At 54.8% G+C, this 13345-nt stretch carries 12 protein-coding genes and 1 pseudogene; 8 read left to right on the forward strand and 5 right to left on the reverse strand.

Features of this window, described 5'->3' with window-relative positions; all coding sequences use genetic code 11:
• Positions 1 to 108: 108 nt before the first annotated feature.
• Positions 109 to 2283 carry a HAMP domain-containing sensor histidine kinase gene (locus L1D47_RS12925; protein ID WP_239885372.1) on the reverse strand — a complete coding sequence of 725 codons (2175 nt, stop codon included), beginning with the start codon at positions 2281 to 2283 and terminating at the stop codon, positions 109 to 111.
• A gap of 2 nt (positions 2284 to 2285) precedes the next feature.
• Positions 2286 to 3716, reverse strand: coding sequence for a sigma-54 dependent transcriptional regulator (locus L1D47_RS12930; protein WP_052813629.1), 1431 nt, complete (start codon positions 3714 to 3716; stop codon positions 2286 to 2288).
• 230 nt (positions 3717 to 3946) lie between these two features.
• Here L1D47_RS12930 and L1D47_RS12935 point away from each other — a divergent pair, with 230 nt between their 5' ends.
• The 8 genes from L1D47_RS12935 to mutM all read left to right on the forward strand — a co-directional run bounded on the left by L1D47_RS12935 (position 3947) and on the right by mutM (position 10972).
• Positions 3947 to 4759 carry a substrate-binding domain-containing protein gene (locus L1D47_RS12935; protein ID WP_239885374.1) on the forward strand — a complete coding sequence of 271 codons (813 nt, stop codon included), beginning with the start codon at positions 3947 to 3949 and terminating at the stop codon, positions 4757 to 4759.
• Entirely contained in the window at positions 4756 to 5463 is a 708-nt protein-coding gene (locus tag L1D47_RS12940; protein WP_041508768.1) for an ABC transporter permease, read from the forward strand. Before L1D47_RS12935 ends, L1D47_RS12940 begins: the two co-directional genes overlap by 4 nt.
• 2 nt (positions 5464 to 5465) lie before the next feature.
• The gene (locus tag L1D47_RS12945) at positions 5466 to 6182 is read left to right on the forward strand and encodes an energy-coupling factor ABC transporter ATP-binding protein (RefSeq protein ID WP_239885376.1); all 717 of its coding nucleotides are present in this window, start codon (positions 5466 to 5468) and stop codon (positions 6180 to 6182) included.
• Entirely contained in the window at positions 6166 to 6756 is a 591-nt protein-coding gene (gene mobA, locus L1D47_RS12950) for a molybdenum cofactor guanylyltransferase MobA (RefSeq protein ID WP_239885378.1), read from the forward strand. The genes L1D47_RS12945 and mobA overlap by 17 nt, the downstream gene beginning before the upstream one ends.
• Positions 6757 to 6770: 14 nt before the next feature.
• Positions 6771 to 8570, forward strand: a complete 1800-nt coding sequence (locus L1D47_RS12955; protein WP_239885380.1) for a bifunctional molybdopterin-guanine dinucleotide biosynthesis adaptor protein MobB/molybdopterin molybdotransferase MoeA — start codon at positions 6771 to 6773, stop codon at positions 8568 to 8570.
• 61 nt (positions 8571 to 8631) lie between these two features.
• A complete protein-coding gene (gene moaA, locus L1D47_RS12960; RefSeq protein WP_239885382.1) occupies positions 8632 to 9618 on the forward strand; it encodes a GTP 3',8-cyclase MoaA in 987 nt (328 codons plus the stop codon).
• A 63-nt stretch (positions 9619 to 9681) separates the two neighbouring features.
• Positions 9682 to 10134 (forward strand): hypothetical protein, encoded by a 453-nt coding sequence (locus tag L1D47_RS12965; protein WP_239885384.1) that lies wholly within the window; start codon positions 9682 to 9684, stop codon positions 10132 to 10134.
• 22 nt (positions 10135 to 10156) lie between these two features.
• A complete protein-coding gene (gene mutM / locus L1D47_RS12970) occupies positions 10157 to 10972 on the forward strand; it encodes a bifunctional DNA-formamidopyrimidine glycosylase/DNA-(apurinic or apyrimidinic site) lyase (protein WP_239885386.1) in 816 nt (271 codons plus the stop codon).
• Positions 10973 to 11054: 82 nt separating this feature from the next.
• Here the strand turns inward: mutM and L1D47_RS12975 are convergent, their stop codons facing one another.
• The 3 genes and pseudogenes from L1D47_RS12975 to L1D47_RS12985 form a co-directional block, all read right to left on the reverse strand.
• A complete protein-coding gene (locus L1D47_RS12975; RefSeq protein WP_239885388.1) occupies positions 11055 to 12533 on the reverse strand; it encodes a capsule assembly Wzi family protein in 1479 nt (492 codons plus the stop codon).
• 42 nt (positions 12534 to 12575) lie between these two features.
• Positions 12576 to 13061 (reverse strand): pantetheine-phosphate adenylyltransferase, encoded by a 486-nt coding sequence (gene coaD, locus L1D47_RS12980; RefSeq protein ID WP_239885390.1) that lies wholly within the window; start codon positions 13059 to 13061, stop codon positions 12576 to 12578.
• Between the two features lie 181 nt (positions 13062 to 13242).
• A pseudogene (locus L1D47_RS12985) lies at positions 13243 to 13345 on the reverse strand (IS5/IS1182 family transposase); the annotation flags it as partial.

Below are 13345 nucleotides of genomic sequence, written 5' to 3' on the forward strand. Positions count from 1 at the left end.
AGGCACAGTTTGCAGCGAATGGCCCTAGTCCTTCGCAAGAACTGTAACGCAGCAAATACCGCTGTAAGCCTCGCCCTGCGGGGCTTTGATAGCAACACCATTTCGGCGTTATTCAACTTCAGCAGGCCTCGGCATGCCCTCAGTTGAATGCCTTGAACTGTCGCTGCTATCAAAGCCAGAGCTGTGCCCCTCATAGGGCGGATTGAACTGATCGTCTATCGCCTTGTGATACAAGCCTATGGTAAACAGTGTCCCCTTACCGACCGTGGAGCTGACCTCTATGGTGCCGCCGATCCGCTTGATGATGCCGTAACTCAGGGAGAGTCCCAGTCCGGTACCATCCTGGCGCGTGGTATAGAAAGGATCGAAGATGCGCCCCAGCTGTTCCTCGGGGATCCCTTTACCCTCATCTTCCACCTCTATCTTGACCCCTATGGGCTCACCGCCCTGCACCCAGTCATAGGTGCGGATCCAGATGCGTCCCTGTCCATCCATGGCGTGGGCGGCGTTAACCACCAAGTTAATCAGCACCTGTAATAGCTGGGGGCGATTCACCTCGATTGGATAGCTGGCGTTGAGATCCTGGATCAGTACCACCTCCTGCTTCTTGATGGAGTGGCGTACCAGTATGGTCATCTCCTCGACGATAGGCGTAAGCTGATGCATCTCCAGTGGCGCGTTGAACTCGCCGGGACGACTGTATTGCAGCAGGCTGCGAATAATGGTGCTGATGCGGCCCACCTGCTCGATGACGATATCTATCTCTTCCTCGACATCCTCGGCCTTGGCGCCGAGTTCAGACTTGAGCAGCTCCATGTTGCCCAAGATCACCGCCGTCGGATTGTTGATCTCATGGGCGATCCCCGCGGTCAACTCACCCAGGGCGGTTAGCTTCTCGTTGGTCACCAGTTGCTGACGCGTCTCGTTCAGCAGAGCCACGTTACGCTGCAGCTCCTCCGTCTTCTCTTGCAGGCTGCGGGTACGCTCCTCGACCTTAACCTCCAGCTGCTCGGCCGCCGCCTGGATCTGCGAGTTACGCCGCTGCAGCAGATCCAGCATGCGGTCGAACTGTTCGGCCAAATTAGCCAGCTCGTTGTCGCGCTCCAGTCCCAAGGAGCCTATGCGCAGGTTGCGCCCCGACTGCACCGCCTTCACCACGTGGTGGATCCGCTCAATCGGCTGCAACAGGCTATAGGCGCCGCGGTAGACCAACAGGCCAGAGACCAGCAGCACCAACATGAGTATGGTGCCCAGCTCTATGATGTTAAGCAGGTAGTTATGGATAAAGGGCGACTCGGAAAATCCCGTGTAGATCATGCCGATGCGCTCGCCGCGAATATCTTTAAGCGGGGCATAGGCCGAAATGAACCAGTCGTTGTAGACGAAGGCGCGATCGACCCATAGCAGGCCCTGCACCAACACCTTCTGCCGCACCTCTTCCGACACCAGACTACCCAGGGCCCGGCCGCGCTTCTCGCTGTCTTGAGGGAAGAAGTTAAGCGGTACATTGGTGCTGATACGGGTGTTATCGAGGAAGATGGTTACCGTGCCGATGGAACGCTCTGGCAGGGTGCCCTTGTCGTACACCAGATCGCGAATATGATCCACGATACGAATATCGCGATTGAGTAAGATGCCGCCGTCCAGATACCAGCCCACCTTGCCATCGCGGCCCAGGATAGGCAGCAGACTGCGGCTCAACATGCCGCGCTTCTCGACATCCTTACTCGGTTTCTGGGATCTTGGAGTATCCACCAGGGTGATCACCGCCTCCTGCTCGAGGTTGGGCGACAGCCGGGCCAGACGTTGTGGCTGGAGCACCATCAAGCCCGAGAAGGGTTGGTTGTCCTGTATCTTAGGCAGCATCACCCTAAGGTCTGGGTCCTGTGCCGCCTCGGCGACGCTGACCAGGCGCAGAAAGTCCAGATCCAGCTCGGCCTGCTTCTGCTTGAGCAGCTCGGCCAGCTTGGCTCTGGCGGCCTTAGTGTCTCCATCGAGATCGCGAAATTCGTTCTGAAATTCCCAGGAGGCACACACCAGCTCCAGCTGATTTTCCTGCTTCTCCTGTACCGAGATGAGCGTATTGCTTGCCACGGTCAGGTCGGCCTTCACCTTCATGAAGAGCTGCTTGCCCGTGTAGCTGATGTTCCAGTAGATGGTGATAAACACCAGGCTCACCAGGGTGAGCAAGATGGGCAGCAGAGTCAGAATCAGGATGCGATAACGCACCTTGGCCTGTAGTTGCTGCCAGTTGACACCAAAGAGACGCGAGAAAAAAGACACCGTTATTCTTCCTCGAGGTTATTGAGTTCGAACCACTCTTTATATTTACGATCCAGTGTCTTACGGGAAACCCCGAGATCGCGTGCGGCGGCAGACTTATTGCCCTGGTGCAGGTCGACTACCGAGGTCACATGGTGTTTCTCCACCTCTTTGAGCGACCAGTCAAGGGGATAACCCAGCTCGCCGGCCACCTCTGACTTAGGCTGCTGCTTCCAATATTCCGCCGGTGGCTTACCCAGGAGGATACAGCGCTCTATCATGTTGCGCAGCTCACGTATGTTGCCCGGCCACTCATGCTGTTGCAGCTTGAGCATATCCTCGTGGCTCCATACCACCTCCTTGACCCCCAGCTCGGCGGCCAGCAGGCGGGTGAAGTGATGGGTCAATTCCACCACATCTTCCGGGCGTTCGCGTAGCGGCGGGATCACTATGTCGAGCACATTGAGTCGATAGAAGAGATCGCGCCTGAAGTTACCAGCCTCCACCTCGTCCGCTAGCTTGCGGTTGGTGGCCGCCAACACCCGGACATCGATATTGATCTCTTTCTCGCTGCCCACGGGTCGTATGGTGCGTTGCTCCAGCACCCTGAGCAGGGCCGTCTGCATCTTGAGCGGCATCTCGCCGATCTCGTCGAGGAAGATGGTACCGCCCGAAGCGAAGCTGAACAGGCCCTCGCGATTGCCCTTGGCGCCGGTAAAGGAGCCGGCGGCATGGCCAAAGAGCTCGCTCTCCAGTAATTCCGGGGCGATGGCGCCACAGTTAACCGGCACGAATGGCCCCTGACGACCACTGAGCAGATGCAGCTGCCTGGCCACCAGCTCTTTACCCGTGCCCGACTCGCCCTCAATCAGGATAACCGCGTTGGTGGGTGCCACCCGCTCGATCACATGTTTCACTTCCATCATGGCATCGCTGCTGCCTATGATGGTGGAAGACTGGCCGATGGAGACCTCACGGCGCAGCATGAGATTTTCGCGCTTAAGCAGGCGACGCTCGATACAGCGATCCACCGCCTTCATCATCTGTTCCAGGTGGAACGGCTTCATGATGAAGTCGGAGGCACCGGCGCGTAGCGCCTTGATGGCCACGTCCATATCGGCATAGCCAGTCATAAAGATGATGTCTGAGCGCCGCTCCTGATCGCTCAACGCCTCGTCCCATTCGATGCCGGAACGGCCCGGCAGGCGAATATCGACGATCAGCAGATCGAAGTGACAGCGGCTCCTGAGCTGCTCGGCATCTTCGACGCTGCCGGCGGTTTCCACCAGGGCAAACTTCTTCGACAGCGCCTTCTTCAGGAAGCTGCGCATGCCCGGCTCATCGTCGACGATAAGCACAGATACGGCGGAAGGTAGGGGCTTCATCTCTTTATTGGGCTGGCTCATATTGTCTTCTTTTGGACATTTTGACTCATATTGAACAGATTCTAGCATCAAACCTCGGCTAATTGGTCACCCTGAACCAGTAGAATCACGCTCTGGGACATTATGTCTGGCGACAATTTACCGAGCTTGCGATCTGCTTCACACTTTGCTGGCAACTTGTGAGCTTTTTTTGCAGATAATAGATCTGGCACTGTTTTTGCTGAAACAGTCTCGTTATTTACACATGATCCGCGTGATCTCGGCAACATCACGCATTCAGCCAATGCCAAGGAGCAAAAATGCTAAAGCTAAAATCAATAATCAGCCTAGCGATCGTCGCCAGTGCCCTTACGTTAACCTCTGCCCAGGCAGAAGAGGTCATTAAACTGGCCACCACCACCAGCACAGAAAACTCTGGCCTACTCAAGCACCTACTGCCTAAGTTCGAGCAAGAGTCTGGCTACAAGGTACAGGTCATTGCCACAGGTACTGGTAAGGCGCTCAAGCTGGCTCGCCAGGGCGATGTTGATGTCGTCATGACCCACGCCCCAGCGGCCGAAGCTAAATTCGTTAACGAAGGCTATGGCATCCTGCCACGCGGCATCATGGAAAACGATTTTGTGATCTTGGGCCCGAAAAATGACCCAGCGAAGATCCGCAGCAGTAAGACAGCTGAAGAAGCCTTTGCTAAAATAGCCGACTCTGGCGCGGGCTTCGTCTCTCGTGGTGACAACTCAGGTACCAACATGAAAGAGTTGATCATCTGGAAAGGCGCCAAGGTTGAGCCGACATTCGATGGCTATCGCGCCGTAGGTCAAGGCATGGGTAAGACACTGCTGATGGCAAACGAGCTTCAAGCCTACACACTGTCTGACCGTGGTACTTTCGTTGCCTACAAGGCGAAGTTAGATCTCGCGGTTGACTATGATGGTGGTCAGACATTGGCTAACCCTTATCAAATCATGTTGATCAACCCAGAGAAATACCCAGATCTGAACCACAAAGGTGCTAAGGCCCTGAGTGACTGGCTGATCGGCAACGAAGCCCAAGGCATGATTAACGGCTACACCGTACAGGGTGAGCAACTATTTAAGGCAACATATAGCGAATGAGTGAAGGCTGGTTAGCCCTATTACAGCAGGCGTTGAGCCTGCTGTTTTCATTAGACCCAGATGTTTGGTCTATCGTCAGCGTCTCTTTTTCTGTCTCTTTTGCGGCGCTGGCGATCACCCTGATTCCCTCTATGGTGCTGGGCTTCGTGCTGGCCTTCGCCCGTTTTCCCGGACGTTGGTTTGCCACTAACCTGGTACAGACGACACAGTCGATCCCAACCGTGGTGATCGGCCTGCTGGTCTATCTGATGCTGACCCGCATGGGTCCCCTGGGGGATCTAAAATGGCTATTTACCCAGAAAGGCATGATACTGGGACAGATGATGATCTGCGCCCCCGTGTTAATCGCCATGAGTCAGGCCGCCTTTACCAGCGTGGACAAGCGAGCCTGGGAAACCTCACGCACCTTAGGCGCCTCCTGGCTGCGCTCAGTCTGGTTGGTGTGTCGCGAACTCAAGGTACCACTTTTGATGGCCATAGTCGCGGCCTTTAGTCGCATCCTGACCGAGGTGGGTTGCTCCATGATGGTGGGCGGCAACATTGCCGGCGTCACCCGAAATATCCCCACCGCCATCGCCCTGGAAACCAGCAAGGGCGACTTCGCCCAAGCCATCGCCCTGGGACTGGTTCTACTCATTCTGGCCTTGGTGCTTAACTTTACCCTGGGTACCCTCAGGGGCAGAGCCGAACCGAGGAGCCTTTAGTCATGGTCAAGATCATCGCCAACAACATAGAGATGCGCTTCGGCAGCCGCCAGCTATACCACTTCGACCGCCTCAGTCTGACCCAACATCAGACCATACACCTGCAGGGTGACAATGGCAGCGGCAAGACGACCCTAATGAAGATGCTGGCCGGCCTGCAGGCACCTAGCCTAGGTGAGATCCACACAGAAGGCTTTGAGCCTAGCCCCTGGTGGCGCCGCAATCCCTTGCTCGGCAAGGCTGTCTATCTGCATCAACACCCTTATCTGTTCGATGGCAGCGTGGCCTACAATCTCAACTATGTGCAGCCATTTTGCGACATGACGGAGCAGGAGATCGCCTCGCGCACCCAGACGGCTATCGAGATGGCCCAGCTAGGCGGCCTGCTCAACCAAAGAGCCGCCAGCCTCTCCGGCGGCGAGCGTCAGCGCCTGGCCATCGCCCGCGCCTGGATCATGCGCCCGCGCCTGCTGATGCTGGACGAGCCCACCTCCAACATGGACAAGCTGTCCCAACAACTGGTGCTCACCATGGTCAGCCATCTGAAACAGCAAGGCACAGGCATGCTGATCTCCAGCCATCAGAGCTGCTTGCTCACAGGCTTGTGCGAGCAGACCTGGCAGATCCACAATCAGGCTATTCAGGTCAGCCCATCGGGCATAGATGAGTGCCCCTTCACCCCATCACAGCAGGAGCTGAGATATGTCACCGCAAATTGATGCCGTGATCCTTGCCGGCGGCATGGCCAGACGCATGGGCGGCAACGACAAGGGACTGGTCGAGTTAAACGATCAGCCGATGATAAAACACGCAATCGACAGGATAAAACCTCAGGTTAAGCAGATCCTGATCAACGCAAATCGCAACCAGGACCGCTATGCTGAGTTTGGTTATCCAGTATTGAGCGACGAAGACTCGGGTTATCTGGGGCCGCTGGCCGGCATGATCACCGCGCTGGGGCAGACCCAGGCCGACTACCTGATGGTGGTGCCCTGTGATTGTCCGCTGCTGCCGACGGATCTGGTGCCGCGCATGCTCGCCACCATAGAGGCCCAAGGGGCCGAGATGGCCGTGGCCAGCGACGGCAAGCGAGAACAACCTGTGGTGCTACTGATGAAACCGGCGCTGCGAGAATCGATGAAGGCCTTCCTAGACGCCGGCGAGCGTAAGATCGATTTCTGGTATGCCAAACACCACTGCGTCGTGTGTGACTTTTCCGATCAGCCCAATGCGTTCGTGAACGTCAACACGCCAGAACAAAAACAACAACTTTCCGAGGCAATTGCCCACTAAAAATAGAGGTGTACATGAGCGTACCGTTTAACAATCCACTGCCGATCCCCGTCCTCGGATTTTGCGCCTACAGTGGCACAGGCAAGACCACACTGCTGAAGAAGCTGATCCCCGAACTCAATCGCCGGGGTCTGCGTCTAGCCGTAGTCAAACACGCTCATCACAACTTCGATGTGGATATTCCCGGCAAGGACAGCTACGAGATGCGCAAGGCAGGTGCCCGCCAGATGCTGGTCGCCTCCCACGTACGCTGGGCCCTGATGACAGAAGAACCTGTCGAAGATGCCCCAGAGCTACCTCACCTGCTGGCTCAGATCGAGGCCGACAAGGTAGACATCGTCCTGGTAGAGGGCTTCAAGAAGCTGGCCCTACCCAAGATAGAGCTGCACCGCGCCGCCCATGGCAAACCCTTTATCCATACCCATGACGACAACATTCAGGCCATCGCCTGCTGCGACGAGACTCAATTACCCTCGGATCTTAGACGCCTGGATATCAACGACGTCGGCCAGATCGCCGACTTTGTTATCGAATACGCCAACAACTGGCGCCCCTGTGCACCATCGCTCCCCCTCGCTCCCGAGTGTGGCTGCGAACTCGATACCAGCAAGACGCTGTCGGTGAGACAGGGGATAGATAAAATTCTTTCTTACGTCACACCAGTCTCTGCCACCGAAGAGGTGACCATCGATGACAGCACAGACAGGGTTTTGGCCGAGGATGCCATCTCGCCGGTGGACGTGCCCCAGCATACCAACTCGGCGATGGACGGTTTCGCCTTCGCCTATTCAGATCCCATGCTCGCCAGCTACACCTTAGTGGGCGATGTGATGGCCGGTCACAGCTATCAGGGCACACTCAAGCCCGGCGAGGCGGTGCGTATCATGACGGGCGCCCCCATGCCTGAGGGTGCCGATACTGTGCAGATGAAAGAGATGGCAGAGGACCGCGGCGACGCCGTCAGCTTCCAGGGCAATATCAGCCTGGGACAACACGTTCGCCAGGCCGGTGAAGATATCGCCAAGGATCACACGGCGCTGGGGGCCGGAAACAGACTCAAGGCCGCCCATCAGGGCATGCTGGCCTCGCTCGGCTTTGGCAGGCTGCCCGTATATCGTCGCCCTAGGGTCGCGGTATTCTCCACAGGTGACGAGGTGTGCCAGCCGGGCGAGCCATTGAAACCCAACTGCATCTACGATTCCAACCGCTTCACCATCAAGTCCATGGTCAAACAGCTGGGCTGTGAGGTGATCGATCTCGGCATCATCGAAGACAGCGAGGCCGCCCTGATCGACGCACTGCAAGGAGCGGCGCAGCAAGCCGACGTGGTGATAAGCTCGGGTGGCGTCTCGGTAGGCGATGCCGACTTTATCAAGTTAGCGCTGGCCAAGGTTGGACAGATCAACTTCTGGCGCATCAACATGCGCCCGGGTCGCCCCCTGGCCTTCGGTCAGATTGGCGACAGCCTCTTCTTCGGCCTACCGGGCAACCCTGTGGCCGTGATGGTCTCCTTCATGCAGTTCGTGCAACCGGCGCTGCGCAAGTTGGCAGGAGAACAGGAATGGGCACCGACATTGGTGCCAGCCGTCGCCGACTGTGCGCTGCGCAGCCGCAGCGGCCGCACCGAGTTCACCCGTGGCATCTATCATCTGGGCAGCGATGGCCGCCTACATGTCACCAGCACGGGCGCCCAGGGCTCAGGCATGTTGAGCTCCATGGTGAAGGGAAACTGCCTTATCGTGATCGCCGAGAAAGACGAGCAGCTCAACGTGGGCGATACCGTTTATATTCAACCCTTTGTCGATCTCTTATAGACGACAATAGCAACAGCCAGGCGGGCAAGCAGCCCTTACCCGCCGCCCTAGGTGATTCTGTATGAGTTTAATCGTCGATACCTTTGGCCGTACGGTCGAATATCTCCGCCTCTCGGTAACCGACAGATGCGATTTTCGCTGCGTCTATTGTATGAGTGAAGATCCCTGTTTTCTCGACAGAGAGCAGGTGCTCAGCCTGGAGGAGCTGGCCTGGATAGGTCAGGCCTTTACCGAGCTAGGGGTGAAGAAGATCCGCCTCACCGGTGGCGAACCCTTAGTACGCACCGATTGCGACCAGTTGGTCAAACTGCTGGGCCAGCTTCCCGGCCTCAAAGAGCTGTCCATGACTACCAATGGTTCGCGCCTGAGTAAGTTTGCCGGCAAGATGCATGAGGCAGGCCTGAGCCGCCTCAACATCAGCTTAGATACCCTAAAGCCCGAGCTGTTTACCCAGCTGACCCGCAACGGCAATCTGGAGCGGGTGATTCAGGGTATCGATGCCGCCAAGGCCGCTGGCTTCAAGCGCATCAAGATCAATGCAGTGATCCTGCGCGGTCAGAATGACGATGAGGTATTGGATCTCATCGAGTTTTGCCGCGAGCGCGAACTGGATATCGCCTTCATCGAGGAGATGCCCCTTGGGGTCATCGACGAGCGCAAGAAGAGCCGCCACTGTAGCAGCGACGAGGTCAAGGCGATCATCGGCCAGCGCTACCCGCTAAGCGTCTCCAACAAACGCACCGGCGGCCCGGCACGCTACTACACCATGCCCGGCAGCAGCATACATGTAGGCTTCATCTCACCCCACAGCAACAACTTCTGCCATGAGTGTAACCGGGTACGTGTCACGGTTGAGGGACGCCTGCTACTCTGCCTGGGCAATGAAAACTCGGTAGATCTCAAGGCGATCGTCAGGGAATACCCGGGCGATATCGCGCGCCTGAAACAGGCGATTCTCGAGGGGATTAAGCACAAACCCAAGGAGCACCACTTCGGCCCCGAGGGAGAAACCCAGATCCTGCGCTTTATGAATGCCACCGGCGGCTGATGCCCTGGGCCATTTTCGATGATAGACTCGTACACATCTTAATTTGATTGATGCTGACTCGAGATGGCCCTGACCAGAAGAAAATGGAATAACATCATCATCTTCGCCTCCATCGCCATGGTGGCGATACTCACCTTTTTAGATCGTCAACGCCAGACGATCCCGGATGACGCCCAGCCACTGTTCGATCAACAGGCGCCGCTGGCTCAGCTGCAATATGATGACCTCTGGCTGGCCGAGCAGGGCTTTGGCTGGCAGTGCGACCCTAGGGTGTTCAACTGCCGCCAGTGGGCCGAGGCCTGGGGAGGCATACAGGTCTCTCCTATTGCTAAGCCCACAGACCTAAGCACACAAGCCCACGAGCTGGTGCTGCAGATCCGTGATATAGAGACGCCGCAGCTCTGGCTCTTCTATCCCGACGAGGGGCTACTCAGCTCTCCCGCCGGAAATTGGTACCAGATCCCACCGAGTCTGCGCCCACAGCTTACGCCGATCCTCAAGCTCGATAACCCCTAACAAGTTAAACGAAGAGATTTATATGCCCGAACTCCCCGAAGTCGAAGTGACCCGCCAAGGGATCTCCCCCCACCTGCTAGATCAGGAGGTCACAGGATTAACCGTGCGCAACGCATCCCTGCGCTGGCCCGTGCCCGAAGTAGCCCAGCAGATAGTGGGCCAGACCATCAGAGGGATACGCCGCCGCGCCAAGTATCTGCTGCTGGATACCGATGCCGGCACCACGATCGTCCACCTGGGCATGTCGGGCAGCCTGCGTATCCTGCCCAAGTCGACACCCGCGGAGAAGCATGATCATATCGATCTCGAACTGGCCAGCGGCAAGGTGCTCAGGTTTAACGACCCAAGACGTTTCGGCGCCTGGCTCTGGTGCGAGCTGCCAGAAGCCGCCCATCCCCTGCTGTCCAAACTCGGGCCCGAGCCACTAGAGTCAGGCTTTAACCTCGGCTATCTGGCCAAGGCGCTGGAGGGCAAGAAGAAGGCGATCAAGCTCTGCCTGATGGATAACCATATAGTTGTAGGCGTGGGGAATATCTATGCCAACGAGGCGCTGTTTGCCGCCGGCATACATCCACAGGCCGAGGCTGGCCGCATCGATATGGAGCGGCTAACCGTGCTGGTCGCCGAGGTAAAACAGATACTGACTCAGGCGATCAAACAGGGGGGAACAACCCTCAAAGACTTTACCAACGCCGAGGGAAAACCCGGTTATTTCGCCCAGAAGCTACATGTATACGGCCGCGGCGGCGAGACCTGCACCCAGTGCGGTCACCTGCTGAGCGAGATAAAACTCGGCCAACGGGCCACCGTCTTCTGCGGCCTCTGTCAGCCGAGATAATCCTAACGTTAAAAACGCAAAAAGGCTGACAAAGTGTCAGCCTTTTTTACTATGCCAAAGCCTAGAAGCTAAAGACGAGAAACTAGAAGCGATACTCATAGCTGCCAAACAGGGTCGCATTAGTATCTTTATCGTCGACCTCAAATTCAGACTGAGATACAGTGCCACCTAGAGTCACCATGCCACTCCACATGGGCTGACGATAGCTAAACTCTAATTCAATTAGGTCTTCTTTCTCTGTTTTCGGTGCCCAGCCATTATCAACGACAACGCCATCTTTGTTTAACTTGGCGTATCTCAGTATTGAAGTAAAGCCTCGGCTATTACTGAACTGACCAATCAAACCTAGGGCAATCACCTTGGCATCACTATCATAGGTACTGCCTAGGGCGCGCTTATAGTAACGATTACCACTTCTATAGATGCTATGCTCATAGAAGCAATTAAATACGCTACTACTGGCACCACAATCGACCATGGTATCAGTATACTCAGCGAACAGTTTATATTGCTGATCATCAATCTCGAAACGAGTATCTATACCAGTTAGACTCGCACAATCAACTATGTTCCACGGCGCTTTACCGTTAGAATCTTCGCAGGTTCTGTCTAAGTAGATGCCGACAGGAATATCGAACCAAGTATCAGCATAACGAATATCAAATCCTGCCATCTGATTACCATAGTTAGTACAACCACCACCAGTATCATTGCGGCAGTCTTTCTCACCTATTATCGCCTTAGCCCAAGTTTTCCAATCACACTCTTGGCCTTCACCACAAAACTGCATGGTCCAAGAGAAACCCACTTCAATTTGACGTAATGGCCTGACGGTACCACGAAAATTCCATAGCAATGCCTTAGGTGCATAGCGCTCATTTTCCATCAAGCTAAAGCCAGTGGTTAAGGTCCAAGGGCCAGCCCAAGACAACCAAGGGGTTTCAAAACCATGGGCATCATTGCGAGTGAGCATAATAGATGGCATAGGTCTGGCGTTATTTGATTTATGCAAAGCTGAATCAAAGCTTGGTCCCCACCACTGATTTATCGCACCAGCGCTTAATACCCAGTTGCCCAGAATCATTGCTACATAGGACTCATCGATTCTCAGGGTTTTATCATCGCTAGGGTCTAAGGCTGCGGTACCTGACACCTTGACGGCAAAACGATCTGTCATGGTTTCATAGGAGACTGTGGCTTGCCCCTTTTCTCTATACTCAGAACCAAAATGTTGAAAACGCGCTGCATCACTCCCACCAGCTAGCTTAATTCGTTTATTACCACGGTTTTCAACCGCATTGCGATAATAGTAATTTACTCTTGCAAAGGCTTGAGCCAATCCGGGACTAAGCAATGCAGGTTCAACCTTGGCTAGATCCTTGCCGATTCCCGACCACATTAGAGGATAAGTATTGACAGGAACAGTTATCGCTCCAGCATCTGCCAAAGCTTGTATATCAGCTCTTAAATAAATATCAGAAGTATCAACCCAAGGTGCGGCATACACTGGCATAGTAAACCAGGCCACTAAGGTAAATAATAATGCTCTAACAACTCTCATAATATCCCTATCTATCCTCAATCTAATAATCTAGCCACAGCATTAACTTGAACCGAGTGCCCTAGCAACACTTGCATGGACAAATTGACTGACATCACCGCCATGCAAAGCAACTTCTTTCACCAATGTTGAAGAAATAAATGAATTTTCTTCAGCAGGTGTTAAAAACACACTCTCCAAATCTGGGCTTAGGCGACGATTCATATTCGCCAACTGAAACTCATATTCAAAATCAGAAACAGCCCTTAAGCCACGCACTAATACACTGGCCTTTTGCTCCTTAGCCAAATCCACTAGTAGCCCAGTAAAGCCTATGACTTCAACATTACTTAAATGAGCCGTCACCTTCTCGACCAAGGCAACACGCTCCGCTAAACTAAATCTTGGCTGCTTAGAAGGATTGGCAGCAATGGCAATGATCACCTTAGGAAACAATTTAGCGGCACGCTCAATCAGATCTGCGTGCCCATTGGTTATAGGATCAAAAGTCCCAGGGTAAATGGCTCTAGTGTGTTGTACTGTCGTCATAGGTTATCAATCCATTTAATGACTTAATTAACTAAGGAAACTGCGAACAAGTCCTGCAATTTAGGTATAGAGCGAGGTTTTGAGCGGCCCGCCTGATTTTTGAACGCTAAGTGTTCAATTTTGGCCAACATACTGCCGTTTTACGCCGAATTTCGACCTAATTCCAGGCAGTTCCCGGATTTCAGACAGATCTTGGCTGTCGTCGTAACATCTGGTCTACTTTAAACAGGTTCGCCAAGGTGAATAGCATGGCTAACTGTGAGTCATTTTTCGTCAGCCCTTTA

The sequence above is a fragment of the Shewanella sp. Isolate7 genome (assembly GCF_022398425.1).
Taxonomy (GTDB): Bacteria; Pseudomonadota; Gammaproteobacteria; order Enterobacterales; family Shewanellaceae; genus Shewanella.